This is a genomic window from Rhodococcus opacus (assembly GCF_012396235.1).
GTDB lineage: Bacteria > Actinomycetota > Actinomycetes > Mycobacteriales > Mycobacteriaceae > Rhodococcus_F > Rhodococcus_F opacus.
Genome location: NZ_JAAXPA010000028.1, coordinates 76,844 through 102,111 on the forward strand (window position 1 = coordinate 76,844; position 25,268 = coordinate 102,111).

Below are 25,268 nucleotides of genomic sequence, written 5' to 3' on the forward strand. Positions count from 1 at the left end.
GTCATACTAGCGCGTCTCGCGAAAAACGCGTCTCCGGCACCGGATTCCACTGGCCGCTCTCCTTGGCGTAGGTCCAGCTCCTGCGCCCCGCCACCAGCGTGCGCACCGCGTCGACCAGCCGATCCACGTCCCCGGAGCAGCTTCCGAGACCCACACTCACTCGCACGGCGCCGTCGGGCCGGCCGAGGCGTCCCAGCAGCGGATGGGCGCAGAACCGCCCGTCGCGAACTCCGATTCCGTGTTCGGCGGAGAGGTAGGCGGCGATCTCTCCGGGTTCGAACCCGTCGATCGTGAACGTCACGATCCCCACGGTGTCGGGGGCGTCCGACCACAGCCGCAGGAACTCCAGGCCGTCGACGGAGCCGAGGCCGTCGAGGAGGCGGCGGGTGAGCGCCGCCTCGTGTTCGGCCACCGTGCCGAAGTCCAGCTCGGACAGCGCATCGCACGCGGCGGCGAGCGCCGCCGCGCCGAGCACGTTGGGGGTTCCCGCCTCGTGCCGGGCAGGGGCGGGCGCCCACTGGGTGGATTCGACGGTCACGTTCCGGACCGCGCCGCCGCCTGCGAGGTAGGGCTCGGCGGCGTCGAGCCAGTCCCGGCGGCCGACCAGCACGCCGGCGCCGAAGGGTGCATACAGCTTGTGCCCGGAGAAGGCGAGGTAGTCGACGCCCCACTCCTCGACGTCGATGCGGCGGTGCGGCGCGAGCTGAGCGGCGTCGACGAGAATCCGTGCGCCGCAACGATGCGCCACCTCGGCGAGGGCTGCGATCGGCAGCACCTCGCCCGTCACGTTGGACGCTCCCGTCACCGCGAGCAGGGCGGTGGGCTTGGAGCACAGTTCGGCGACGAGCAGGCGGACGGTCTCGTCCAGCGTGTCCGCCGCCTGCACGACGCGAGAGTTCTTCCACGGCAGCAGGTTCGCGTGGTGCTCGATGTCGAGGACCACGGTGCTGCCGGGGACGCAGCCGGCGAGCAGATTCAGCGAGTCGGTCGTGTTCCGGGTGAAGACCACCACCTGGTCCTCGCCCGCTCCGACGAACCGGGCCACCGAGTCGCGGGCCTTCTCGTAGCACTCGGTCGACACCCGCGACGCGTAGCCGGCGCCGCGATGCACGCTGGAGTACGTCGGAAGCAGCGCCCCGATTCGATCGGTCACCTGCGCCAACGCCGGCGCACTGGCGGCGTAGTCGAAGTTGACGTACGCGCAGTCGCCACCTTGAACGAGCGGAACCCGCAGGTCGGAGCCCGAAACCTGGGCCAGGGGGGCAACACACACGTCAGCGGTCAATACAGCAGTCATCACGACATCCCTCGTAGTCAGGGACTCGTCGCAGGGTCGGTGCCCTCTCGGAGTCCGCGCTTGCCGGATCCGGTATGGACCTCAGCCTGGTCGTCACCCGGAGCACCCCGCCGCGGTGGAGGGTTGCCGACCAGCAAGCCGGGGCTTGACGCTGGTACTCGTGACCTGTTTCGAAGATTGCAGGATCGACGCGCAGTTGTCAACCCGAAATCCGGGAGCGTCCGGGATCCGGGGTGAGAACTCGCGTCAGTTGGGGGTCACCCCGAGGAGCGGGGCGAGCTGATTGGCAATCGGGTTGAGGTCCAACTTGTTCGGATCCTTCTTGGGGGTGGAGTCCCACGGCTGTACGGTGGCGGGGTCTCCGAACACGATCCGGTTCGCGCTCCGGACACCGGTGAGACTGCCCTGCGGAGCTTCGCAGGATGCGGCGGTGTTCTGCGGGAAGTCCTGCTGCGTGTCGTCGAAGTTCGGGTCGTTCCGCTTCATCTCCTGGAGGATCGCCTGGGTACCCTCGTAGCCGACGGTGCACGACGGCGGATTGTTGGTCTCTGCCACCAGGCCCAGGTGAACGGTTCCGTCGTCGGGCGCAATGGTCGAAGACGCGGCCGCCACGCCGGGCAAATACACGAACAGCGTCTGCAGGGCGGTGGCCTGCACCGAGATCGCCTTCGCCGTGGCGGACAGGTTGGCGAGGTTCGTCGTGGCACCCGGCCCGGCCTCCGAGACGAGTTGCCCTAGTCGATCGCTCGCCGGATTTCCGTTGTCGATCAGCCGCCGGACGTCCGGGTCGCTGCTGCGCAGCCGATCCGCGAGCGAGTCCAGGTCGGCGCTGAAATCCTTGATCGCCGACGACTGTTCGGACTGCGTTCCCAAGACGGTGCGGCCGTCGCGCACCAAAGCCACTGTCCGATCGAGCGATTCGGCGCCCGACGCCGACAGCCCGGACAACGAATCCGCGAGCGACCGAAGGTCTTCGCCCTTGCCGTCGAACGCCGCCCCGAGTTCCGTCACGACGGTGTGGAGCGCGTCGATCGGCACGGATTCCGTCAATCCCTGTGTGCTGGCGAGCAATTCTTCGACGGGAACCGGCGTCGACGTGTCGGCGGCGGCGATACGGGATCCGTCCGTCAGGTACGGCCCGCGATCGGTGGCGGGCTGAAGGTCGACGTACTGCTCGCCGATCGCCGACCTGTTGGCCACGACGGCTTTCGCGGAGGCGGGAATGCCGGGCGCGCTCGTGTCGATCCTCAGTTCGACGACGACGCTGTCCGCGGTCAGGGACATGCCCCCGACGCGGCCGACCGGCACGCCGCGGTACGTGACTTCCGCATTGGTGAAGATGCCGCCCGACGTCTCCAATTCGAGGTGCACGGTGTATTCGCCGAACCCGAGGAGATTGCCCAGGCGCACGTAGTTGGCACCCACGTAGACGAGGCCCATGAGGGCCACGAGAACGAAGCCGATCAGCTGCCACCGGACGAGCGGCGACCTCACCGTCCACCCTCGATGTCGCGTCGCCCGAACGCCGTCCCCGCTGCGGCGAGCCGGCACCGGTTCGCGAAACGACTGGTGATGGCGGCGGCAGACACAGGCACTCCGATGACAGAGGGATACATGAGACAAGCGGTCACATATATATCTAATCCGGTCGGCTTAGCAGCGCAAACTCCGAGCCACCCTCGGTGGCGCACGTCACTTGCCTGGCTTGACTGAATTTTCAGTTTGGAATATCTTCGGTACCCACCAGGACGTGATGACAGTCACCTCCGCCCCGGAATGTGAGGTCCGCAGTGTCCACGAATCTCGACCCGACGACGCCCCTCGGCGACACCGCCCCCTCCCCGCCGGAGGACCGCTTCGGACACGTCGAGACGATCGGCGTGGAATACATCCCCGAATCGGAACGCGATTCGCGACCGCTCAACATGCTCGCCGTGTTCTTCGGCGGCAACCTGGCGTTCTCGGTGATCGTGTTCGGCTGGCTCCCCATCACGTTCGGACTCGGGTTCGGCAGCGCGATCGCGGCCAGCGCGGTCGGCATCGGGCTCGGCACGCTCCTCATCGCCCCCTTGTCGCTCCTGGGCCCGCGCACCGGCACGAACAACACCGTGTCGAGTGGTGCGCACTTCGGGGTGAGCGGACGGATGATCGGCTCGGGGCTCACATTGCTCTTCGCCCTCGCGTACGCCGCGATCGCGGTCTGGACCTCGGGTGACGCGCTGATCGCCGCCGCCCACCGCCTACTCGGTACACCGGTCGACAACGGCATGCTCGCCCTCGGCTACGGCATCATCGCCGCCGAGATCGTGGCCGTCGCCCTGTTCGGCCACGGCACGGTGGTCGCGCTCCAGAAATTCGTGCTGCCCGTCGTCGCCGCGCTGCTCCTGCTCGGTGTGTTCGCGTTCGGTGGTCGCTTCGTCGGCGGGGCGGGCAGCGGCGACTATCTCCTCGGCGGATTCTGGCCCACCTGGATTCTGGCCGTGGTCCTTGCGGTCGGCGGGCCGCTGTCGTATGCCCCGACGCTCGGCGACTACAGCAGGCGGATCTCCCGGGTGCGGTTCGGCGACCGTTCGATCGTCGCGGCCACCATGGCAGGCATCTTCTTCGGGCTGTTCCTGACCGCGGCTTTCGGCTCGTTCACCGCGTCGACCTTCACCACGCTGAGCGACTCCTACGTTGCCGACCTGGTGGCGGAGGCGCCCGGTTGGTACGTGCTGCCGATCGTCCTCATCGCCCTCGCGGGAGGACTCGGGCAGGGCGTCCTCAACGTCTACGCCAGCGGCCTCGATCTGGAAGCGCTCATCCCCCGGTTGCGCCGAGTCCACACCACGCTGATCACGTCGGCGCTCGCCGTTGCCCTGCTCTACATCGGCGTGTTCGTCGTCGACGCCGTCGATTCGATCACCGCGATGACCCTGGTGCTCAACGGTTTCGCCGCGCCGTGGGTGGCGATCAACGTCGCCGGCTTCCTCGTTGCGAGGCAAGGGCAGTACGACGCGGTCGACCTCCAGGTCTTCAACCTGGGCCGCAAGGGCGGGCGCTACTGGTTCACCGGCGGCTGGAATCTGCGCGCCGTCATCCCGTGGGCGGCCGGATCCGTGTTCGGCGTCCTCGCCGTCGACACGTCGCTGTACTCCGGGCCCCTTGCCGACATCGCGCACGGTGTCGATGTCAGTCTTGTCGGATCGTCGGCCATCGCCGTGGCCGGCTACCTCGTCGCGCTGCGACTGTGGCCCGAACACGTGGCCCCGGTCGAGGCGCCGACGTCCTAGGACGACACGAACCGAAGGAGATTCACCGATGAGCGAGCGACGCGATGCGATTCTGAAGGCCAGCGCCACGGCCATTGCCCAACGAGGTATCCGCGGGCTTCGCGTCAACGATGTCGCGGAGGTCGCGGGCGTGTCGCCGGGACTGCTGTACTACCACTTCAAGGATCGCATCGGCCTCCTCGAGGCCGCCCTGAACCACATCAACGACCGTGCCCGCGCCTACCGCAGCGAGGGTGAGGGATCCGGCGACTCCGCTCGCGACCGGCTCACCCGCTCCCTCCTCGGCGAGATCCAGGACCGCCCCGAGGTCGTGGAGAACTCGTTGGCCTGGAACGAGTTACGCGCCTCCGCCGTGTACGAGGAGGCGCTGCGGGAGCCGCTCGCACGGACCACCGCGGCGTGGGTGTCGGAGATCGCCGACGCGATCACGCAGGCGCAGGTCACCGGCGAGATCTCCCGCTCGCTCGACCCCCAGGCCACCGCGGTCACGATGACCGCCCTCGTCGAGGGCCTGTCCGGGCGGTGGCTCTGCAAGGAGATCTCCACCGAGGACGCCCGCTCCCATCTGCTCGGCGCGATCGACGTCGTGATGTCCGAGCCCACCCCCCACACACCCGACACTCCCGTCACATCCAGACCGAAGGAATAACGATGACCATTCGCACGATCACCGCACTGCCCGCACCGTCCTCACCGGCGCGCTTCACCGAATCCGCCCGCACGCCGCTGCGGGTCGGGCTGGTGCAGCACCGCTGGCGTCCCGATGCGGACGCACTGCGCACCGAATTGACCGACGCGATCGGTGAGGCCGCCGCACTCGGCGCCGAGGTGGTGTTCCTGCCGGAACTCACGTTGTCGAAGTACCCCGCCGACACCCGCGCGACCGGGACCCCCGGCCGCGACGCCGAGAACCTCACGACCGGACCCACGTACAGTTTCGCGGCCGCCGCCGCTGCCCGGCACGGCGTCTGCGTCCACGCTTCCCTCTACGAACGAGCCGACGGCCCGGACGGTCTCGGTTTCAACACCGCCATCCTCGTCGCCCCGTCCGGCGAATTGCTCTCCCGCACCCGCAAGCTCCACATCCCCGTCAGCGCCGGCTACTACGAGGACACTTACTTCCGCGGCGGTCCCGCCGACGACGCCTACCCCGTCTACCGCCCGGCCGAACTGGGCGGTGCCGCACTCGGTTTGCCGACGTGCTGGGACGAGTGGTTCCCCGAAGTCGCGCGGATGTATTCGCTCGCCGGCGCCGAGATCCTCGTCTACCCCACGGCGATCGGGTCGGAGCCGAGCGCCCCGTCCTTCGACACCCAGCCGATCTGGCAGCACGTGATCGTCGGAAACGGCATCACCAATGGCACATTCATGGTGGTCCCGAACCGCTGCGGCAACGAGGGCGGCATCGACTTCTACGGTTCCTCGTTCATCTCCGACCCGTACGGCCGCGTGCTCGTGTCGGCTCCCCGCGACGAGGAGGCGGTCCTGGTGGCCGATCTCGACCTCGATCAGCGGAAGGACTGGCTCGATCTCTTCCCGTTCCTGACCACCCGCAGGCCGGACACCTACACCCGGCTGACGGATCCCGTGGACCACGAGCACCCCTACGGACTTCCGACGACGGTATCGGCCTCGGAGACCCGGTCATGACCTGGCGGATGCCGAGCGAGACCGAACCGCAGGAACGGGTGTGGATGGCGTTCCCGCCCCTCGGGGCCTCGATGACCGCGACCGCGGACGACGCGCACGAGGCGCGAACCGCGTGGACGGCAGTCGCCCACACGATCGCCGAATTCGAACCGGTCACCATGGTCGTCGATCCGGCGGATCGGGACGTCGCCCGGCAGTACCTGTCCGCGGACATCGATGTGGTCGAGGCTCCCCTCGACGACGCCTGGATGCGCGACATCGGACCCACGTTCGTCCTCGACGAGGACGACCGACTCGGTGCCGTCGACTGGACGTTCAACGGCTGGGGACAACAGGAGTGGGCGACCTGGGATCGCGACCGGTCGATCGGCGCGGCCGTCACCCGGTGGTCCGGTGCGCGGCCGGTCCCGTCGACGATGGTCAACGAGGGCGGCGGGATCCAGGTCGACGGTCGCGGAACCGTGCTCGTCACCGAGACCGTGCAACTGGACCCGCTGCGCAACCCCGGCCTGGACGCGGCGGGAGTCGAGGCGGAACTCGCGCGCACGATCGGCGCCGAACACGTCGTCTGGCTCCCCCGCGGCCTCACGCGAGATTCCGAGAAGTTCGGCACCAAGGGGCACGTCGACATCGTCGCGGCGCTGCCCGCACCCGGGGTGGCCCTCGTGCACTCCCAGCGCGACCGATCCCACCCCGACCACGAAGTGTCCGCCGAGATCCTGAAAGTTCTGTCCGACAGCCGTGACCGTTCCGGTGCGCCGTGGCGGATCGTCGAGGTACCGGCCCCGACGGTCCTGCGTGACGAGGAGGGCTGGGTCGACTACAGCTACATCAATCATCTCGTCGTCACCGGCGGCGTCATCGCGTGTGGCTTCGACGACCCTCACGATGCCCTCGCCCGCGACATCCTGTCGAGCGTCTACCCCGGTCGCCGCGTCGTCACGGTCGATGCCCGGCAGATCTTCGCGCGGGGCGGCGGCATCCACTGCATCACCCAGCACCAGCCTCGCGGGCGGATCTAGCGGGCACTGTTCTCGCGGTCCACTTCCGCGAGCCGCCTCGCCAGGAATCGCCGGGTCGGTTCGTTCGCCGCCAGGCCGATCGCGGCGCGGTACTCCGCATTCGCCTCCGCGGGCCTGCCCGCTCGGCGCAGCAGGTCGGCGCGGGTCGCGTGCACGGTGTGTGTCCGCGCCAGCCTCGGCTCCCCGGCGAGCGCGTCCAACTCTGCTAGGCCGGCGTCGGGGCCGTCGCGGAAGCTCACTGCGACAGCACGATTGAGACGAACGGCGGGCGAGTCACCGTACGTGCCGAGTTCGTCGTATCCCGCGACGACGGCGTTCCAATCGGTGGCCGCCCAGTTCGGCGCCGTCGCGTGGGCGGCCGCGATCGTGGCCTGCGCGCCGTACGGACCGCCTCCCCTGCGCCGTGCGGCCCGCAGGCACACGACGCCTTCCGCGATCTTCGCCCGGTCCCAGCGCCGACGGTCCTGCTCCTCGAGTGAGACGAGATCACCCGCGTCGTCCGTTCGCCGTGCTCGCCTGCTGTCGTGAAACAACATGAGCGCCATCAGTGCCCAGGCCTCACCCTCGTCCGGCATCAGCTCGCACAGCAACCGGCCGAGCCGCAGCGCCTCCTCGCAGAGTTCGTCGCGGATCGCGGTGTCGCCGGACGTCGCCGAATAGCCCTCGGTGAACACCAGATAGATGCAGGCGAGTACCTGCGGGGTGCGCTCGGGCAGCAGATGGTCGGGCGGGACCCGGAAGGGGATACCGGCCGTCCGGATCTTCGACTTCGCGCGGCTGAGCCGTTGGGACACGGTCGGTTCCGGGGCGAGGAACAACCGGGCGATCTCCGCGGGCCTCAGCCCGGCCACCAGGCGGAGAGTCAACGCGACCTGCGACTCCGGGGACAGCGCGGGATGGCAGCAGGTGAACATGAGCCGCAACTGGTCGTCACGCACCGGCCACACCTCTTCCTCGTCCGGAGGGGGAACGAGCCGCGCCGCATCGTGCTCCTTGTCGCCGCGCAACGATTCCCGGCGCAACCGGTCCAGTGCCCGGTTGCGGGCGACGGTCGTGATCCAGGCTCCCGGGTTCTCGGGCAGTCCCGCCTCCGGCCAGCTGCGGATCGCCTCGGCGAACGCCTCCTGCACCGCGTCTTCGGCGAGGGACAGGTCGCCGACCATCCGTGCCACGGTCGCCAGCGCCCGACCGGACTCCTTCCGGAAGACGCGGCTCAGCGTGTCGCCGTCCATTACTCGGCGTAGGCGACGATCTGCCGGAGTTCGACGCAGCCCTTCGGCGTCACCGGGATCTTCGCCGACAACGCGATCGCACTCTCCCGGTCGTCGGCTGCGAGCACGTACAGGCCGTTCGCGACCTCGGCTGTCTCGGCGAAGGGGCCGTCGGTGAGAAGGAGTTCCCCGTCGCGAACGCGGATCGTCGTCGCGGAGTCCGGCGGATAGAGGGCCCCGCCGCCACGCACCGCGGACCCGGCGAGCCGACCGAACTTCTCGTGCTCGGCCATTCCCTCGTCCCACTGGGGTGTGCCCGGCGCCACCGCCGCCGCCACCGGTTCGCGGAGCAGCGCCATCCAGCAGCCTGTCTGATCGGTCACGGGCATCCACTCGAACATCGGCCACAACTCGATGATCGCCTCGGGGATGTGCCGCGCCAGATTCAGCACCTCGTCCAGGTCCGGCCCCTCGAGGACGTAGAAACCACCGATCACCTCCGCGGTCTCCGCGAACGGACCGTCCGTGATCAGCGCACGGCCGCCCTCGTTCCGGATGGTGGCCGCCTCCGCGCTCGGATACAGGGCACCACCTCCGACGATCGCGGAGCCCGCTCTCTCCGTGAACGCCTGGTGGCGCGCAACGGCCACCGCGAACTCCGGACTATCCGGTGCCCATTCGGTGGCGTTCTTCTCGTCCGCCAGCAATGCCAGGTAGTACATGAGGTGATCCTTCCTCGAAAAGAAGGAACTCGGGTGCTCCTTCTGACCAGACGACGAAGAAGAGGGACGAACTTCGACACGTGCGGCGAGAGAACCGGCAACTGCGGGTGAAGAATGGACGACGAAGCCCTACGAACCACCAACTGTTCACCATCTGGCCACTTGATCGTGAGATAACGAGCCGTACGCATCACCACCCTCAGAGAAGGAATTCTGGATTGTCTCTCCAGTCGCCGACGGATTCGGACCTGTCGCTCCGTATACCCCGGGAATTCCTCCGCCGTGAATTCGCACCGGCGCCGCGCACTCTCGTCGACATCCTGTTCGCGACGGCCGAGGCGAACCCCGAAGCCCCGGCGATCGACGACGGCTCGACGTCGCTCACCTACCAGGAACTGCTCGAGGAGATCCGGCAGACCGCGGAGGTCCTGGCCGAATCAGGAGTCGGGGCCGGCGATCGCGTCGGAATCCGAATGCCATCCGGATCCTGCTCGCTCTACGTCGCGATCCTCGCGACGCTCGCCGTCGGCGCCGCCTACGTGCCGGTCGACGCGGACGACCCCGAGGAACGCGCCGAACTCGTGTTCGGCGAGGCGCAGGTCCGGTGCGTGATGACCGGCACCGGGATCACCGCGGGTACCGCCCCCGACAGGGCCGAGTCGCCGAGCGCCCGTCCGCCGACCGTCGACGACGACGCCTGGATCATCTTCACCTCCGGTTCCACCGGCACCCCCAAGGGTGTCGCGGTGAACCATCGCAATGCGGCGGCGTTCGTGGATGCCGAAGCCCGGATGTTCCTTCAGGAAGACCCGATCCGGCCCGGCGATCGGGTGCTGGCCGGACTGTCGGTCGCGTTCGACGCGTCCTGCGAGGAGATGTGGCTCGCGTGGCGTCACGGCGCCTGCCTCGTTCCCGCGCCCCGGTCCCTGGTGCGCAGCGGCATGGACCTCGGCCCGTGGCTCGTCGCGCGCGATGTCAGCATCGTCTCGACGGTGCCGACCCTCGCGTCGCTGTGGCCCGCCGAGGCCCTCGAGGCCGTGCGCCTGCTGATCTTCGGCGGCGAGGCCTGCCCACCCGAACTGGCGGAGCGTCTCGCCGTCGACGGACGCGAGGTATGGAACACGTACGGGCCCACCGAGGCGACCGTCGTGGCGTGCGGCGCCCTGATGGACGGCAAGAGTCCGGTCAGTATCGGCCTCCCGCTCGACGGCTGGGACCTCGCGGTGGTCGACGCAACCGGTGAACCCGTCCCCGAGGGCGACGTGGGCGAACTGGTCATCGGCGGTGTCGGTCTGGCCCGGTACCTCGACCCGCAGAAGGACGCCGAGAAGTACGCACCGATGCCGACACTCGGCTGGGATCGCGCGTATCGCAGTGGCGACCTCGTCCGCCTCGACCGCCGCGGACTCCTGTTCCAGGGTCGCGCGGACGATCAGGTGAAGCTGGGCGGCAGGCGGATCGAACTGGGCGAGGTCGACAACGCCCTGCAGAACCTTCCCGGGGTCGGCGGCGCCGCCGCGGCCGTGCGCAGGACCGGAGCCGGTCACCAGATCCTCGTCGGCTACCTGGCCAGCACCAACCCCGACTTCGACCTCAAGGCGGCGCACACCGCGCTCACCGAGCAACTGCCGGCGGCGCTGGTCCCCCGGTTGGTCCTGGTCGACGAACTGCCCACCCGCACGTCCGGCAAGGTCGACCGGAACGCCCTGCCCTGGCCCCCGCCAGGTATCGACGACGCCGCGGAGAAACTGGGTCTCGAAGGCACGCAGGCCTGGGTCGCGGGGCTGTGGACGGCGATTCTCGGCGCCGAGATCACGGGCCCCGACGACGACTTCTTCGAGCTCGGTGGCGGATCGCTCTCCGCGGCCCAGCTGGTCACGGCACTGCGCGAACGGTTCCCCGAAGTGACGGTCGCGCAACTCTACGACCATCCGCGGCTCGGTTCGCTCGCGGAATACCTCGACGAGCTGGCGCCGATCGACGCCGCCGAACCTCGCACCGTCACCCCGACTCCGCGTCGGAGCCAGCTCGCGCAGATCGCGGCCACGGTTCCGCTCACCACGCTCACGGGCCTGCAGTGGGTCACGTGGCTGGCCATCGCGAACAATGTCTTCTCGTGGTTCACGACGGTGTCGTGGGCGCCCACGGTGTCGTGGTGGTGGATTCTGCTCGCGTTCTTCGCGTTCATCAGCCCGGTCGGCCGGATGGCGATCTCGGTGATCGGCTCACGGATCCTGCTGCGCGGACTCGAGCCCGGAACGTATCCCCGAGGCGGCAGCGAACACCTGCGACTGTGGGTGGCGCTACGCCTGACCGAGGCCAGCGGCGCCGCGAACCTGTCTGGCGCGCCGTGGATGCTCTACTACGCGCGGGCGCTCGGCGCCACGGTCGGCAAGGGTGTCGACCTGCACACGCTCCCGCCGGTCACCGGCATGCTCGAACTCGGCGACGGTTGCTCCATCGAACCCGAGGTCGACCTGTCCGGGCACTGGGTGGACGGCGACGTCGTCCACATCGGCTCCATCAAGATCGGTCCGGGTGCGTCGGTGGGCGCCCGCTCCACGCTGATTCCCGGCGCCACCATCGGGCGAAACGCCGAAGTCGAGGCCGGTTCCGCCGTGTTCGGACGCGTCAAGGCGAATCAGCACTGGGCCGGTTCACCGGCGGTCAAGGTCGGCAAGGCCGTCCACCCGTGGCCCGAGGAGACCCCTCGCCGCGCGGCCTACTGGGTTCCCGCGTTCGGCGTGACGTCGATGCTCATCGCCGGACTGCCGATCTTCGCCCTCGTCGCCGGCATCGTGGTCATCGGGTGGTGGATCCGCGACGCCGGCACGATCGGGTCCGCGGTACTCCAGTCGCTGGTGATCCTTCCCGTCGCGACGCTCGTCAGCCTCGCCGTATTCGCCCTCCTCACGGTCGTGTCCGTCCGGCTGCTGTCCATTGGGCTGCGTGAGGGCTACCACCCGGTCCGCAGTCGCATCGGCTGGCAGGTGTGGGCCACCGAACGACTCATGGACTCCGCCCGCACGTTCCTGTTCCCGCTGTATGCGAGCCTCCTGACGCCGGGATGGCTGCGGTTGCTCGGCGCCCGGATCGGCAAGAACGTCGAAGCGTCGACCGTCCTCATGCTTCCGAAGTTCACCACCGTGGCGGATGGCGCATTCCTCGCCGACGACACGATGATCGCGAGTTACGAACTCGGCGGCGGCTGGATGCACATCGAACACGCGAAGGTCGGCAAGCGCGCCTTCCTCGGCAACTCCGGGATGACCGGTCCGGGTCGGCGCGTGCCCAAGAACGGTCTCGTCGCTGTGCTCTCGGCCACGCCGTCGAAGGCGAAATCCGGTTCCTCCTGGCTGGGCAGTCCCCCGGTCCGTCTCCGCAGGGCGCCCGGCGACACCGACGCCTCCCGCACGTTCCGTCCCCCGGTCCGGCTCAAGATCGCCCGCGCGGTCGTGGAGACGTGCCGCCTCATCCCGGTGACGGTGACGTTCGGAATCGGCCTCGGTGTGCTGTTCGCGCTGCAGGTGATGGCTCACCACATCGGCTTCTGGCTCGCAGCACTGGCCAGCGGTGTCGTCCTCCTCGTCGCGGGCGCGGTCGCCGGGCTGATCTCCGTGATCGCGAAGTGGCTGGTGGTGGGTCGGATCGGGAAGATCGAACACCCGCTGTGGAGTTCGTTCGTGTGGCGGAACGAGGTGTCAGACGCCTTCGTGGAGACCGTCGCCGCACCCTGGTTCGCCCGTGCCGCCACGGGCACCGCCGTCCTCAACGTCTGGTTGCGGGGTCTCGGAGCCACCATCGGCAAGGGTGTGTGGTGTGAAACCTATTGGCTCCCCGAGGCGGATCTCGTGACGCTGGGCGACGGCGCGACTGTGGAACGGGGGTGTGTCGTGCAGACTCACCTGTTCCATGATCGGATCATGTCCATGGACACCGTCATCCTCGGAGCCGGCGCCACCCTCGGCCCGCACTGTGTCGCGTTGCCCGCCGCCCGGATCGGCGAAGGCGCCACGGTCGGCCCGGCCTCACTCGTCATGCGCGGCGACACCGTGCCGCCGTCCACGCGGTGGCAGGGAAACCCGATCGCCCCCTGGGCGGCCACGTGAAGTCCGACAAGGGGATCGACGAGCCGGTCGACCCGTACCTCCCCCAGAACGGAAACCGCGGATACCGGGTGTCCCGGTACGAACTCGACCTCACCTACAAGGTTCACAGCAACCGGCTGGCAGGCAAGGCCACGATCACCGCGGTCACCACGGAGGCCCGCTCCCGGTTCGCCCTGGATCTGGCGTCCAACCTGCACGTCACGAAGGTCGCGGCCAACGGTTCCCGCAACACGAAGTGGTTGCACCGGAACGGCAAGCTGATCGTCACGCCCGCGCAGGCGATCCCCGCGGGCGGCGCCCTCGTGCTCACCGTCCAATACGGGGGTTCGCCGAAACCGATCCGCAGTGTGTGGGGTGAGGTCGGCTGGGAGGAGCTGTCCGAGGGCGCACTCGTCGCCAGTCAGCCCAACGGGGCGGCGTCCTGGTTCCCGTGCGACGACCACCCGAGTTCGAAGGCGAGTTACCGCATCGCGATCACGACCGATTCGCCGTATTTCACGGTGGCCAACGGTGCGCTGGTCAGCAAGCAGACCCGGGCCAGCCAGACGACGTGGGTGTACGAGCAGACCGAGCCGATGGCGAGCTACCTGGCCACCATCCAGATCGGACCGTACGAACGCCGGAGCCTCGGTTCCGGCGGTGTGCCCATGTTCGCCGTCCATCCGCCGCGGCTGCGTCCGACGTTCGACGTGGACTTCGGCCGGCAGCCTCAGATGATGGACGTGTTCTCCCGGTTGTTCGGCCCCTACCCGTTCGCCGACTACACGGTGGTCGTGACGGACGACGAGTTGGAGATCCCGCTCGAGGCGCAGGGACTGTCGATTTTCGGCGCCAACCATTGCACCGGCCGGCGCTGGTCCGAACGTCTGGTGGCGCACGAACTGGCCCATCAGTGGTTCGGCAACAGCCTGACGCTCGGCCAGTGGCGGGACATCTGGCTGCACGAAGGCTTCGCCTGTTACGCGGAGTGGATCTGGTCGGAGAATTCCGGTGGACATTCCGCGCACCAGCTCGCCCTGCAGGCGCATCAGGGCCTGGCCCGCAAACCACAGGATCTGGTGATCGCCGATCCGGGACCGCAGCTGATGTTCGACGACCGCGTCTACAAGCGCGGCGCTCTCACACTCCACGCCTTGCGACGCCGGCTCGGCGACGACAAGTTCTTCGGGTTGCTGCGGCAGTGGACGCTGGCCCATCGCCACTCCACCGTCACGAGCGAGCAGTTCACCGACCTGGCCACCCACTACACCGACGAGCCGCTGCGCCGGCTGTGGGATTCCTGGCTCGGCGAGAAGACCCTGCCGCCGATGTGAGCTGCGCTCACTCCGGGTGCGGCAGGTGCGCGCGCCACTTCGTGAGGGCGAGCGCGAGACAGCCCGCGGCCGCGACCGCGCCGAAGACGAACATTCTCGGGTACGTCACCGCCGGGAACGTCTCGGACAGGTAGGCCATCACGGCGGGCGTCCCGAATCCCAGGTACGTGAGCGAGTAGAAGACGGCGGTCAAGCCGGCCAGGTCGTCCGGTCCCGCGATCCGCTGAATCTCCTGCAGTCCCGACACCATGGCCATGCCGTATCCGCAGCCGAGCACGACGGCGGCGGCGAGCGCGAGCGGAACGGTCAGCGCCGACGCGGCGATGGCGGCGACGCCCATTCCGGCGAGGACGACGACGAGTGACACCACGACGGCACGCGCGTTGCGGGGGGTGTCGATCTTGCGGCCGAGTGCCTGGATCGCGAATCCCGCCCCGAGGCCGACCATGCACATGAGCGCCGAGAACGCGAGCGGCAGCCCACCGGTGTTCCCGGACATCAGCGACGGCAGCACCGCGTAGGCGGCGGCCGCCGTACCGAACACCCACGGGGCGAGCGGTGCGATCACGAACAGGAATCGCTTGTGGGCGGCGGACGGGATCGCGAGGTCGCGGGCGAGCGAGACACGTTCGGAGACCGGCTGGGCCGCCCGGGTCTCCGGGGCCCGCCACAGGGCGACGGCAGCGGCGACGGCGATCGCGCTGTGCACGACGTAGGACAGGACACTCGGCAGTGGCGCCCACTGCGCGAGGACGCCGGCGACGCCCGCGCCGAGGCCGAATCCGCCGGTCAGGCTCATCGCTGCCCGTCGCGCACCGGCACCGTCCGTGGCCGCGGGATCCCACGGCGCGGAGGACAGTTCCTTCACCCAGCTGCCGCCGACGGCCATGCCGAGGCCGAGCGCGACCCCGCACAGGACGCGGCCGACGATGATCATCGCCGCGGAATCGGCGCCGAGGGCCAGGAGCGTGGAACCGGCGATCGTCAGGAACGGTGCCGGGAGCAGGATCGGCCGCCGTCCCAGCCGGTCGGAGAGTGGCCCGCCGAGGAGCAGGGCGGGCACGATCCCGACAACGTAGGCGAACAGGAACAGATCGACCGTGACCGGCGAGAAGCCGTGATCGGCGCGGTACATGCCGAGCAGCGGCGTGAATTCGTTGCCGCCCCACGCGACCGCGAACATGGTCGCGGCCACCAGCAGCCACGCGCGCGGCGACGCGAGGGCCTCGGGCACCTCCATCGGGGATTCGCGGACGACGGTCATCGCGCAACTCCTCTCGGGTTGAGGGCGTGGACCTGGCGCATGTGGACGAGCACCGCGGCGTCGAACCCGGCGGCGTCACCCGCCTCGACGAGTTCGGTCAGCTGCTCGTGGTCGGCGATGATCCTGGGCAGCTGTCCCGGGTCACGGGTGATCGAGTGTGCCGTCATGCGGCGCTGACGCTCGCGGATGCTGGAGTAGAACGTCGCGAGCAGCGGATTCTCGCCCGCCTCGACGATCATCCGATGGAAGTCGGCGTCGGCGGCGCTGAAGGCGGCGACGTCGCCGCGCTCGGCGATCTCCCGCTGCTCCACGAGGTTCTCGCGCAGGCGGGCGACGAGGAGTTCGCGGGCGTGGGGCTGGTCGGCCAGCACCCGGACGCTGTGCGTCTCGACGAGCTGGCGGGCGTCGACCACGTGTTCCGCCTCGCCGTCCGCGACGGGCACGATGAGCGCGCCCCGCTTCGGGTACAGCCGCATCCAGCCCTCGGACTCGAGCCGGAGAAAGGCTTCGCGCACCGGGGTACGGCTGAGCCCCATGCGTCCGGCGATCTCGCCCTCGCTGATCAGCTCACCGCCGGGCAGACCGCCCGACAGGATGAGCTCCTTGACCTCGCGATAGGCCTGCTCCGCGGCGGAATACAACATAGACACAAGATGTATTTATACTCCGGAGCCGGGTGCGGGTCTATGCGCGGACAGCCACTGTGAGCTCTATCTCCACGGGGGCGCCGGACGGCAGGGCGTACACGCCGATCGCGCTGCGCACCGGCAGCGCGTCGAGTCCCAGGCATTCGACCAGCACGTCGGACGCGCCGTCGGCCACCGCGGACAGTTCGCGGAAGTCCGGGGTACACGCGACGAAGACGCTCATGCGCAGACACCGGGAGATGGCCGCCGTTCCGCCGACAGCCGCGGCGACGGCGGCGATCGCGTTTCTCGCCGCGACCCCGGCCGCCTCCCGGGCCCGCGGGATGTCCAGGTCCCGTCCGACGATGCCGGTAACCGTCAGCACCCCGTCGCGGCGTGGCGTCATGCCGGCGCTGTACGCGATCCCGTCGTGCACGACGGCGGGAATGTAGCGGCCCTGTGGTCGTGGGGCGGCGGCGAGGGATTCCTGCTCAGACACCAAGTGCTATTCCTTCCTGGCGGGGGTCGGCGGCGCCGGACAGCAGGCCGCGCGCTGCGTCGAGGGTGATGATCTGCGCGCTTCCACCGGCGGCCCACGGACCCTGCAGTGCGACGTCGTGACCCAGGCGCTCCAACTCGGTGCGCACCTCCTCCGGAATGCGGGACTCGCAGCGCAGTTCCGCCGGGCGACCGACCACATCGGCGTCACTGCCGGGGAAGACGGTGAAGCGGGGTGCCGCGACGGCCTCCGCGGGGTCGAGCCCGTGATCGAGCAGGTGCGAGATCAGTTGCATGTTCCATTGCACCTGCCCGTCCCCGCCCGGGGTGTTTCCGACGTGCAGGAGATTCCCGGACGTATCGGTGATCACCCACGCGTTGAGGGTGTGCAGCGGTTTACGCCGCGGCGCCGCGGCGTTGGGATGCCCCGGGATCAGATAGGCGCCGCGGCCGTATCGGTTGTTCAGCACCACTCCGGTGCCGGGGACGGTCATCTTGGCGCCGAACGTGAAGGCGAGCGAGTGGATGAAGCTGACGGCGCGTCCGTCGCAGTCCACCGCGACGGTCGAGGTGGTGTCTCCGGCGCTGACGCTGAAGGCGCCCGACGACGCCCGACGGCCGTCCAGCCGGTCCCTCGCCGCTCCGATCGCGGCCGGCTCGAGCACGTCCTTCCACCCGTCGTTGCCGGCACCGCACGTCGCGAACCGATCCTCGAAGGCCAGACGGGCCGCTCTCGCCATGCGATCGACGGCCGGAGCGGTGAGCCACGGGGAGAAGCCGACGACGCCGTCGTTCAGCGCCGCCTGCTGGAGCACCATCCATCCGGGGGTGGGCAGGGGTGTTTGGTGAACGACAGCACCGGCGTAGTTTCCGCTGATCGCGGCCTCCGGTCGCACGTCGGCGCCTGCCGCCCACTCGTCCCCGCCGAACGGCGCCCCACCGGCGCGGAGTGCCTCGACAGCCTGCCGCGCGAACGAACCGGTGTAGAAACCGTGCACGTCGCGCGCGAGCGCACGAATGGACCGGGCGAGGTCGCGTTGCGGCAGCAGCTCCCCGACCTGCGGCAACCGTCCGCCGGGGAGATACACCGCACGCAGTCCGGGGTCGGCGGCAATCGCGGTGTGCGCTTCTCGAACGTCGTCCCGAGTCTTGGCCGAGCAGGGAAGCCCCTTCTCCGCTGCGCGCACCGCCGGTGCCCAGAGGTCCGTCAGCGAGCGCGTGGCGCCACCCGCGTGCAACGCGCCGAGGGCGGCCGGCGCCCCGGGAACCGCCACCGCCAGTGCCCCGTCGAGGGGAATCGACCGCAGCCCCCGTTCGGTGTAGAAGTCCACGTCACCGCCGTCGGGCCCGAAGCCGCTGCCCCCGACCGTCCATACCGATCCGTCCGGTTCGCGGACGACGGCGAACGCGTCACCGCCGATCCCGCATTGCCCCGGCAACGTCAGCCAGGTCATCGCGGCCATGGCCAGCGTCGCGTCGATGGCGTTGCCTCCGTCGGCTAGTACGCGGGCACCTACGGTGCTCGCCGCGGGATGACTGGACGAGACCATGCCGTCGGCGGAGAGGGTGGACGGTCGAGGGTTCACTTCATGCACCCCCGCGCGGCCCGCCGGCGCGGGATGGAACTGGTGTCGTCGGGGTCGATGCCGACGAAGATCTCGCCGTCACGTTCCTCGACCGGGTAGGTCTTGATCGCCACCGTCGCCGGTGGGCACACGGGTTCCCCGGTCTCCAGATCGAATACGCTTCCGTGGCAGGAGCATCCGATGCCGTCGTCGACGAGTTTCCCGGACGAGAGCAGGCAGTCCAGGTGCGTGCAGTAGTTGGAGGTTGCGTAGGCCTTCCCGTTCAGGCGGGCCACGGCGAATTCGTGGTCGCCGGCGAAGAAGCGGCGCACGATGCCTTCGGAAACCTGTCCGGAGCGCGCAACGCGAGTGAATTCCATGGTCTTCTCCCTCTGTCGACAGGTAGGTCTCAGACCGAAGGGCTGAGGTAGACGGTCTTTTCGGCTTGATAGAACTGCATCATCGACTCGCCCGCCTGTTCCTTGTGGGTTTGCGTGCTCGACGCCTTGTAACCACCGAACGGCGCGTTCATGCTCATGCCGGTGGTGGGCTGATTGATCTTCACCAGACCCGATTCGGAACGGCCCGCGAACGCGAGTGCCTTGGTCACGTCGTTGGTGACGATTCCCGCGCTGAGCCCGAATTCGGTGTCGTTCGCGAGTGCGACCGCCTCGTCGAAGCCGGAGGCCCGCAGGAAGACCAGCAGTGGCCCGAACACTTCTTCCGTGACCACCCGCATGTCGGGGCTGCCACCGGCGAACACGGTCGGGACGGCGAAATAACCGTTCCCACTGTCGAGACTTACTCCGCCACAGATCAGTTCGGCGCCTTCGTCGCGGCCGATCTGCACGTACTCGAGGAACTTCGAGAGCTGTCCCGCGCTCGCGAGAGCCCCCATGCCCACACCCGGGTCTGCGCCCGGGCCGACGGTGATCCCTTCGGCGAGTTCCACCACGCGGTCCAGCAACCGGTCGTGGATCGCGTCCACCGCGATCACCCGGCTGGTGCCCGTGCACGCCTGCCCGGACAAGCCGAAGGCGCCCTTGACGATCAGTGCGGCCGCCTTGTCCACGTCGGCGTCGCCCAGGACCACCACAGGGTTCTTGCCGCCCATCTCGAGCTGACTGCGGCGAGACGGACCCACTGCCGCATGGATCGCACGGCCCACGTGAGTGGATCCCGTGAACGTCACGGCATCGACGCGTTCGTCCGCCGCGACCGCGGCACCGGCACGACCGGAACCCTGGACCAGGGCGAGGGCACCGGCCGGAAGTCCCCCGGCCAGCAGCGCCTCGACCAGTCGCTGTCCCATCAGCGGCGTGAGTTCGGACGGTTTGAACACCACGACGTTTCCTGCGGCCAGCGCCGGTCCGAGTTTGCGCGACGGAATGTTGAGCGGGAAGTTCCAGGGGGTGATCGCCCCGACGATTCCGACGGGTTCGCGCAGGGTGATGACGAGTCCCTCACCCGGGGTGGGGTATGTACTGCCGGTGGTGCGGAGCGCTTCACCGGCGTAGAAGCGCAGGTTCATCGGTGTGCGGCCGACTTCCATGGTCGCCTCGGCCAGGGTCTTGCCCTCCTCGCGGACGAGTTCGTCGACGAGTTCGCCTGCCCGCGCCTCGAGGTGTGCGGCCGCGGCCTCCAGGATCGCCGCGCGGCGTTCCGGGGGCGTCGCGGCCCACTGCGGCGCCACCTTGGCCAGCGCGCTGACGGCGGCATCCACGTCCGCCTCGGTCGAATCCGGGAACACGCCGATCACGTCGTCGTGATCCGCGGGATTGCGCCGCTCGAACGTCGCTCCGGAAGACGACGGGACCCACTGCCCGTCAATGAGATTGAGTCCCTCGATCATGACACCGTCACCAATTCCTCGTCGTCGTCCATCAGGTCGAACAGGTCGACGTCCTGATCCGCCAACCGGCCCGGCGCGATCGACCGGCCGATCAGTTCTCTGGCGGCGCTGATCTCGTCGCCGCGGTCGAGTGCGAAGGCGCCGCGCACGACCCCGCTGTCCAGATAGAAGGCGGTGAACTCGCCGTCGTCGGCGCTGCCGCGGAAGACCAGGTCGGTGTAGCGGGCGGTGCCGGTGAACTGGATGTTCTTGCCGAACTGGTCGGACCAGAACCAGTGCGCGGGGTCCACCACCCCGACGCGTCCGAGCATGAGGTTCGCGGTCGCCGCCCCCTGCTTGCTCGCGTTGTCGAAGTGTTCGACGCGAACGTGCCTGCCTGCCGCGTCGGAGAATCGCGCTGCCACGTCGCCGGCGGCGTAGACGTGTGGAATCGATGTCCGCCCCTGTGCATCCACGAGGATCCCGCCGTCGACGGCCAGTCCGGAGGCCTGCGCGACCTCGACGTTGGGGACGATACCGATGCCCACCACCACGACGTCGGCCTGAAGCACCTCGCCGCCCTGGAGGGCGATGAGCACGCCGTCCGGCCGGGTCGTCACGGTGTCGACCCGCACGCCGGCGCGGACGGTGACTCCGTTCTCCCGCTGCAATCGCGTGCAGACGTCGCCCATCTCGGCTCCGAGGATTCGAGCGAGTGGCACCGCGTCCGCCTCGAGAACGGTCACCTCGGCTCCCAGAGCCTGTGCAGTGGCGGCAATTTCGAGTCCGACGAAGCCTCCGCCGATCAGGACCAGGCCGATGCGGGGACGAAGGTGGGCGGCGAGCCGTTCGGCGTCGTCGATCGTCCTCAGGTAGTGCACCCGTTCGGACGCAGGCCCGTTCACCGGCATCGTGCGCGGTCTGCCGCCGGTCGCGACGAGCACGGCATCGGCCGCGATGCTCCGCCCGTCGGACAGGTCGACCGATCCGCCGCTCGGGTCGATCCGGGTCACCGTCGTGCCGGTGAGGAGTTCGACGTTCTGTTTCTCTCGCCACGCGTCGGGAAGCAGCATCAACGACTCGCGATCCTCCTGCCCGGCAAGGAATTCCTTGGACAGTGGTGGGCGCTGATACGGCGCGTGCGGCTCGTCGCCGACGAGGAGGATCCTGCCGTCGAACCCTCGGCGCCGCAGGGTGCGCGCCGCGACGGCAGCGGTCTGACCGGCGCCGATGGTGACGATGGTGTTCAACGTCATGGGGTCACTCGCTCTCTCAGTCGACTTCGGCGGGCGAAGTCGCGGTCTCGGCGTAATCGGGGCTGCGGGTGAGATCCACGTAGACGACGTCGTCCTCGACCTTCACCGCGTAGGTCGGCTGGCACAGGTCCTGGTCTTCCTCGTAGCCGGTGTCGAGGTCGAACGCCCACTGGTGGCCCGGGCAGATGACCCGCCCGTGCAGCAGGGTGCCTTTCGCCAGTGACCGATCCTGATGGATGCACAGATCACGAAAGGCGTAGATCCGGTCGTCGGCCTGGAACAGGGCGACCGCGGTGTCCCCGACCTCGACGCGAAGCTTCCGGCGACGGCCGAGCTCACGCACGGTGACCAGCCGGGTCCAGTTCGTCTCCATCGTTCTCTCCTGTCGGGCGAGTTGCCTGCGTCCGGAGGGGCCCGATGTGGGCCCCTCCCTTCGCACGGTCAGGCGGTCGCGAGCTCGAGGTCGGTCGCCACGTACGTGTCGTAGAGTCCCTTCGTGTACGAGAAGCGCATCTCGGCTCCCCACTGCACGAGTTGCAGGCAACGCTGCTGCAGTTGCGGGGTATCCGCGTGGTCGAGCACGATCTGGTATCCACGCTCACCGTGCACGACGTCCGACGTGATGTGCAGGTCGAAGAATTCGATCTCGTCCTCGGTGAACCCATACACCTCACGCAGAGGGATGATCTGCTTCTTGTAGATGCTCGGTACCTGCGACTCGAGTCCGACGACGAGCGCGGCGGTGGCCACGACGAAGTGCTCACGCTGCGAGACCGCGTAGCACCAGGACTGCAGACCACGGGTGATCGCGTTCATGTTCGACGGATCCTCGACACGTTCCTTCGTGGTGCCGCACGCCTCGGCGAACTTGATGAGGAGGTCGGTGTGCCGGATGTCGGCCAGTTCCTCCTCGTACATGTTCTGGAGGGTGAAATCCTTTGCATTGGTGAAGGTGTCGGGGGTGTTCGAGTAGATGTTGGCGAGGTAGTCGGCGAAGGGGCCGACGTAGTGGTAGTGGTTCTCCGCCCACCGCGCGAAATGGTGCTTCTCGAGCTTGCCCTCGGCCCACGCCTTGCTGAACGAGGCGTTCTTCGCCTCGCGGCCCTTGATGGCGTTCTCCAGAGCTGCGCGGAAATCGTCCCTGCCTAGAAGTTCGGTCATGATGTGCCTCGTCTTCCTCGAGTATGAGAATGGTTGGGGATGCTCCGACTGGAGTGAATTCGACGTTATCGACTCGCGGCCTGCCCGACCACGGTCGAAGTGACTGCGTTGGAAGGGTTTCGATGTGCACGTTGTCGGCGCATCGTGGGTATTCAGCTGGGTACTGCGGCGAGGGCTTCGAACTCGGCCAGCATCGCCGCTCCGACTGCCTTGTCCTGCTTGCCGTTTCCGCCGCTGATGCCTATGCCGCCGACGATCTGGCCGTCGAAGACGAGGGGAAATCCACCGACGAACACCGCGAACTTGCCCGGCAGCATCTGGCTGATGCCGAATGCCTCGTTCCCGGGCAATGCCGGACCGTCGGGAGCCTCGTTGAACAGGTGCGTTGCCCGTTCGTGGCCGGCAGCGGTGAACGCTTTGGCGATCGCGATGTCCACGCCGGTGAGGCGCGCTCCCGGCAGTCGGTGCAGGGCGAGCACGTTGCCGCCGTCGTCGCAGACGCACAGGGTCTGCTTGACGCCGATTTCCTCGGCCTTCGCGCGTCCCGCGGCGAGCAGTGGGAGTGCGTCGTCGAGGGTGATTCGGTGAACCTGATGCATTGTCTTCTCCGTTGCGTATTCGGGAGGAAGTGATGCACCGATTTCTATCACCGGCATCACCGGCGGAACCATGGTCAAAATATCCGGCAATCTCGGCGAAATCAGGGCATAGTGCATAGGCAGTGCAGGCGCGCGCTCCGCCATACTGCACTTTTCGATGCCACCCGAGGAGGGTCCGTAGTGGACGACACCACGACACCGAACGCGGAGGACGAACGACTGTCGTTACGCGGCCTCCTGGAAGAGCCCCTGCTCGCGTCGGCCCGGCTGCTGTCCGGCACGGACGCCCCGAGCGGCCCGGTGACGTGGTGCCTGCCGTGGGGTGAGGTGATGAGCCGGCCCGATTCCCTCGCCGAGGTCGCTGTGTACACCCGGCCGGAAACCCTGTCCGCGCACGGACGTGAACTCGAATCGCTGGTGGCACGGGGAGCCGGGGTCCTTCTCGTCGACGGGTCGGCGCCCGCGGGCACGGTCTGGCCGACCGGACTCACGGTCGTGGAGCTGGGATTTCCCGTCGGTTTCACCGCACTCAACCGGCTTCTCGCCGAGCGCGCACTCACCCAGGAAGCGCACGTGATGCGCTATGCCCTCACCGTGCACCAGTCGCTCGCAGGGTTGCTGCACCGCGGAGCGGGCCTGCCGATGCTGATCCGCGAGGTGGCGACGCTGACCTCGGACGTCGCCGTCGCCCTGGACGTCCGGGGGCGGCTCCTCGCCCACGCGGGCCTCCCGGACACCGAGGACACGGGCACCGTCGCCCTGCTGGAGGCTCTCGCGGACGCCCTGCCGCGGCTCGAGGAATCACCACCGGCACGAATGCACAACGTTCACGTGCTCCGCCTGGAGCATCCGGACGGACTGTTCACGCCCACGACGGCAGTCGCCGGGGCCATGCAGCTGGCCGGCCGCTACGAGGGCTGGATCGTGGTCGTCGTGCCCGGGGCGAACCCCCGCAGGCACGACATCGCACAGCACCGGGTGGTCGTCGAACAGGCCGGGACGATCATCGGCACCGAGATGCTCCGGCAGCGGAGCGTGGACGAGGCCGAGGAGCGGGCCCGCGGCGACTTCGTCCAGGCTCTGGTGCACGGCAACTTCGCCAACGACCACGACCTGCGCACCCGGGCCGCGCTGCACGAGATCGATCTGGACCTGCACTACATCGTGTTCGTCGCGCCCGGCCTCGTCGACCGGGCGTCGGGACGGCCCGGCGCGAGCATGGTCCGGCTGGCACGGTACGCCGCCGGCGTCCTCCCACGTCCGGGCGTACGTTCCCACGTCACCGTCATCGGCGACGTGCTCGTGGTGATCCGCTCGTTGACTTCCGTCGACACACCCGGCGTCGAATCCGAGATCAGCGAGTACGCGCACGCCATGTCGCTCGATCTCGAAACCCGTTTGGGTCAGCGGATCCCGGTGGCCCACGGACGTCCCGCGGCGGGCGCCCGCGATATCGGGGAAAGCTACCGCGAAGCCCGCATCACTCTGGGCATCGCCCAGCGGCTCGGGCTGTCCGGTTCGGTGGCGTACAACGACCTGCGCGGGTTCAGTGTGCTCGCCCGCGCGACCGACACCGACGAGAGCCGACGGCTCATCCGTGACGTTCTCGGCCCCCTCCGGGCGTCGAGTTCGCAGGCCGACACCGAGGAGTTGCTGTTCGCCTACCTCGAGGAGGGCGGCAACATCAACGCGGCCGCGCGGCGTCTCCGGATCCACCGGAACACGATGATCGCCAAGCTCGATCGCACGTCACGGCTCATCGGCATGGACATCCGGGAACCCGAGAACCAGTTCACGCTGTGGCTGGCTCTCCGTCTCGATCTGCTCTCCCAGGTGCAGGACACCGTCAACCACGAGATCGTGACCCGCTAG

The 25,268-nt window shown here is 68.7% G+C and carries 21 protein-coding genes and 1 riboswitch; of the genes, 7 read left to right on the plus strand and 14 right to left on the minus strand.

Annotation, left to right across the window (positions count from 1 at the left end):
* Position 1: 1 nt before the first annotated feature.
* Together HGB39_RS29455 and HGB39_RS29460 are read right to left on the minus strand one after the other, a co-directional pair.
* Positions 2-1,297: an aminotransferase class V-fold PLP-dependent enzyme gene (locus HGB39_RS29455; protein ID WP_043792216.1), complete on the minus strand. Its 1,296-nt coding sequence runs from the start codon at positions 1,295-1,297 to the stop codon at positions 2-4.
* 51 nt (positions 1,298-1,348) lie between these two features.
* A riboswitch (SAM riboswitch) is annotated at positions 1,349-1,463 on the minus strand.
* Positions 1,464-1,543: 80 nt separating this feature from the next.
* Complete coding sequence (locus tag HGB39_RS29460; protein ID WP_005570966.1) at positions 1,544-2,791, minus strand: MCE family protein; 1,248 nt, start codon at positions 2,789-2,791, stop codon at positions 1,544-1,546.
* A gap of 296 nt (positions 2,792-3,087) precedes the next feature.
* On the opposite strand from HGB39_RS29460, the gene HGB39_RS29465 reads away from it, so the two are divergent.
* From HGB39_RS29465 to HGB39_RS29480, 4 genes are read left to right on the plus strand one after another with little or no spacing between them, the layout of a single operon-like run.
* Positions 3,088-4,569 (plus strand): purine-cytosine permease family protein, encoded by a 1,482-nt coding sequence (locus HGB39_RS29465; protein WP_005570965.1) that lies wholly within the window; start codon positions 3,088-3,090, stop codon positions 4,567-4,569.
* A 28-nt stretch (positions 4,570-4,597) separates the two neighbouring features.
* Positions 4,598-5,218 (plus strand): TetR/AcrR family transcriptional regulator, encoded by a 621-nt coding sequence (locus HGB39_RS29470; protein WP_005570964.1) that lies wholly within the window; start codon positions 4,598-4,600, stop codon positions 5,216-5,218.
* 2 nt (positions 5,219-5,220) lie between these two features.
* On the plus strand, positions 5,221-6,219 hold the full coding sequence (locus HGB39_RS29475) for a nitrilase-related carbon-nitrogen hydrolase (RefSeq protein ID WP_005570963.1): 999 nt from the start codon (positions 5,221-5,223) through the stop codon (positions 6,217-6,219).
* Positions 6,216-7,241, plus strand: coding sequence for an agmatine deiminase family protein (locus tag HGB39_RS29480; protein WP_005570962.1), 1,026 nt, complete (start codon positions 6,216-6,218; stop codon positions 7,239-7,241). The genes HGB39_RS29475 and HGB39_RS29480 overlap by 4 nt, the downstream gene beginning before the upstream one ends.
* On the opposite strand, the gene HGB39_RS29485 is transcribed toward HGB39_RS29480, so the two are convergent.
* Together HGB39_RS29485 and HGB39_RS29490 are read right to left on the minus strand one after the other, a co-directional pair.
* Positions 7,238-8,473, minus strand: a complete 1,236-nt coding sequence (locus HGB39_RS29485) for an RNA polymerase sigma factor (protein WP_005570961.1) — start codon at positions 8,471-8,473, stop codon at positions 7,238-7,240. The two genes, HGB39_RS29480 and HGB39_RS29485, sit on opposite strands and share 4 nt — an antisense overlap.
* Positions 8,473-9,174, minus strand: coding sequence for a YciI family protein (locus HGB39_RS29490; protein ID WP_005570960.1), 702 nt, complete (start codon positions 9,172-9,174; stop codon positions 8,473-8,475). Before HGB39_RS29490 ends, HGB39_RS29485 begins: the two co-directional genes overlap by 1 nt.
* A 218-nt stretch (positions 9,175-9,392) precedes the next feature.
* Here HGB39_RS29490 and HGB39_RS29495 point away from each other — a divergent pair, with 218 nt between their 5' ends.
* Positions 9,393-13,283 (plus strand): Pls/PosA family non-ribosomal peptide synthetase, encoded by a 3,891-nt coding sequence (locus HGB39_RS29495; protein ID WP_005570958.1) that lies wholly within the window; start codon positions 9,393-9,395, stop codon positions 13,281-13,283.
* The gene (locus HGB39_RS29500) at positions 13,280-14,596 is read left to right on the plus strand and encodes a M1 family metallopeptidase (RefSeq protein ID WP_169695416.1); all 1,317 of its coding nucleotides are present in this window, start codon (positions 13,280-13,282) and stop codon (positions 14,594-14,596) included. The genes HGB39_RS29495 and HGB39_RS29500 overlap by 4 nt, the downstream gene beginning before the upstream one ends.
* Positions 14,597-14,603: 7 nt before the next feature.
* Here the strand turns inward: HGB39_RS29500 and HGB39_RS29505 are convergent, their stop codons facing one another.
* The 10 genes from HGB39_RS29505 to HGB39_RS29550 all read right to left on the minus strand — a co-directional run bounded on the left by HGB39_RS29505 (position 14,604) and on the right by HGB39_RS29550 (position 23,396).
* Positions 14,604-15,860 carry an MFS transporter gene (locus HGB39_RS29505; RefSeq protein ID WP_005570956.1) on the minus strand — a complete coding sequence of 419 codons (1,257 nt, stop codon included), beginning with the start codon at positions 15,858-15,860 and terminating at the stop codon, positions 14,604-14,606.
* Entirely contained in the window at positions 15,857-16,504 is a 648-nt protein-coding gene (locus HGB39_RS29510) for a GntR family transcriptional regulator (protein WP_005262092.1), read from the minus strand. Before HGB39_RS29510 ends, HGB39_RS29505 begins: the two co-directional genes overlap by 4 nt.
* A gap of 40 nt (positions 16,505-16,544) precedes the next feature.
* Entirely contained in the window at positions 16,545-16,985 is a 441-nt protein-coding gene (locus HGB39_RS29515; RefSeq protein WP_005262091.1) for a RidA family protein, read from the minus strand.
* Positions 16,978-18,570: a gamma-glutamyltransferase family protein gene (locus HGB39_RS29520; RefSeq protein WP_043792211.1), complete on the minus strand. Its 1,593-nt coding sequence runs from the start codon at positions 18,568-18,570 to the stop codon at positions 16,978-16,980. Before HGB39_RS29520 ends, HGB39_RS29515 begins: the two co-directional genes overlap by 8 nt.
* Entirely contained in the window at positions 18,567-18,929 is a 363-nt protein-coding gene (locus tag HGB39_RS29525) for a Rieske (2Fe-2S) protein (protein WP_005262088.1), read from the minus strand. Before HGB39_RS29525 ends, HGB39_RS29520 begins: the two co-directional genes overlap by 4 nt.
* Before the next feature lie 29 nt (positions 18,930-18,958).
* Complete coding sequence (locus HGB39_RS29530; protein WP_005570951.1) at positions 18,959-20,401, minus strand: aldehyde dehydrogenase family protein; 1,443 nt, start codon at positions 20,399-20,401, stop codon at positions 18,959-18,961.
* The gene (locus HGB39_RS29535) at positions 20,398-21,636 is read right to left on the minus strand and encodes an NAD(P)/FAD-dependent oxidoreductase (protein WP_005570949.1); all 1,239 of its coding nucleotides are present in this window, start codon (positions 21,634-21,636) and stop codon (positions 20,398-20,400) included. The genes HGB39_RS29530 and HGB39_RS29535 overlap by 4 nt, the downstream gene beginning before the upstream one ends.
* A gap of 16 nt (positions 21,637-21,652) precedes the next feature.
* Positions 21,653-22,009 carry a Rieske (2Fe-2S) protein gene (locus HGB39_RS29540; protein ID WP_005245022.1) on the minus strand — a complete coding sequence of 119 codons (357 nt, stop codon included), beginning with the start codon at positions 22,007-22,009 and terminating at the stop codon, positions 21,653-21,655.
* 68 nt (positions 22,010-22,077) lie between these two features.
* Positions 22,078-22,797, minus strand: a complete 720-nt coding sequence (locus HGB39_RS29545) for an iron-containing redox enzyme family protein (protein WP_005245024.1) — start codon at positions 22,795-22,797, stop codon at positions 22,078-22,080.
* A 152-nt stretch (positions 22,798-22,949) separates the two neighbouring features.
* Positions 22,950-23,396 carry a GlcG/HbpS family heme-binding protein gene (locus tag HGB39_RS29550; RefSeq protein ID WP_005262083.1) on the minus strand — a complete coding sequence of 149 codons (447 nt, stop codon included), beginning with the start codon at positions 23,394-23,396 and terminating at the stop codon, positions 22,950-22,952.
* Positions 23,397-23,576: 180 nt separating this feature from the next.
* On the opposite strand from HGB39_RS29550, the gene HGB39_RS29555 reads away from it, so the two are divergent.
* Complete coding sequence (locus HGB39_RS29555; protein WP_005573675.1) at positions 23,577-25,268, plus strand: PucR family transcriptional regulator; 1,692 nt, start codon at positions 23,577-23,579, stop codon at positions 25,266-25,268.

Excerpts from the sequence above, each read along its gene's own strand:
- HGB39_RS29455 (WP_043792216.1), bottom strand. The coding sequence starts at position 1,297 with ATGACTGCTGTATTGACCGCTGACGTGTGTGTTGCCCCCCTGGCCCAG.
- HGB39_RS29470 (WP_005570964.1), top strand. The coding sequence starts at position 4,598 with ATGAGCGAGCGACGCGATGCGATTCTGAAGGCCAGCGCCACGGCCATT.
- HGB39_RS29475 (WP_005570963.1), top strand. The coding sequence starts at position 5,221 with ATGACCATTCGCACGATCACCGCACTGCCCGCACCGTCCTCACCGGCG.
- HGB39_RS29480 (WP_005570962.1), top strand. The coding sequence starts at position 6,216 with ATGACCTGGCGGATGCCGAGCGAGACCGAACCGCAGGAACGGGTGTGG.
- HGB39_RS29485 (WP_005570961.1), bottom strand. The coding sequence starts at position 8,473 with ATGGACGGCGACACGCTGAGCCGCGTCTTCCGGAAGGAGTCCGGTCGG.
- HGB39_RS29490 (WP_005570960.1), bottom strand. The coding sequence starts at position 9,174 with ATGTACTACCTGGCATTGCTGGCGGACGAGAAGAACGCCACCGAATGG.
- HGB39_RS29505 (WP_005570956.1), bottom strand. The coding sequence starts at position 15,860 with ATGACCGTCGTCCGCGAATCCCCGATGGAGGTGCCCGAGGCCCTCGCG.
- HGB39_RS29510 (WP_005262092.1), bottom strand. The coding sequence starts at position 16,504 with ATGTTGTATTCCGCCGCGGAGCAGGCCTATCGCGAGGTCAAGGAGCTC.
- HGB39_RS29525 (WP_005262088.1), bottom strand. The coding sequence starts at position 18,929 with ATGGAATTCACTCGCGTTGCGCGCTCCGGACAGGTTTCCGAAGGCATC.
- HGB39_RS29530 (WP_005570951.1), bottom strand. The coding sequence starts at position 20,401 with ATGATCGAGGGACTCAATCTCATTGACGGGCAGTGGGTCCCGTCGTCT.
- HGB39_RS29535 (WP_005570949.1), bottom strand. The coding sequence starts at position 21,636 with ATGACGTTGAACACCATCGTCACCATCGGCGCCGGTCAGACCGCTGCC.
- HGB39_RS29540 (WP_005245022.1), bottom strand. The coding sequence starts at position 22,009 with ATGGAGACGAACTGGACCCGGCTGGTCACCGTGCGTGAGCTCGGCCGT.
- HGB39_RS29545 (WP_005245024.1), bottom strand. The coding sequence starts at position 22,797 with ATGACCGAACTTCTAGGCAGGGACGATTTCCGCGCAGCTCTGGAGAAC.
- HGB39_RS29550 (WP_005262083.1), bottom strand. The coding sequence starts at position 23,396 with ATGCATCAGGTTCACCGAATCACCCTCGACGACGCACTCCCACTGCTC.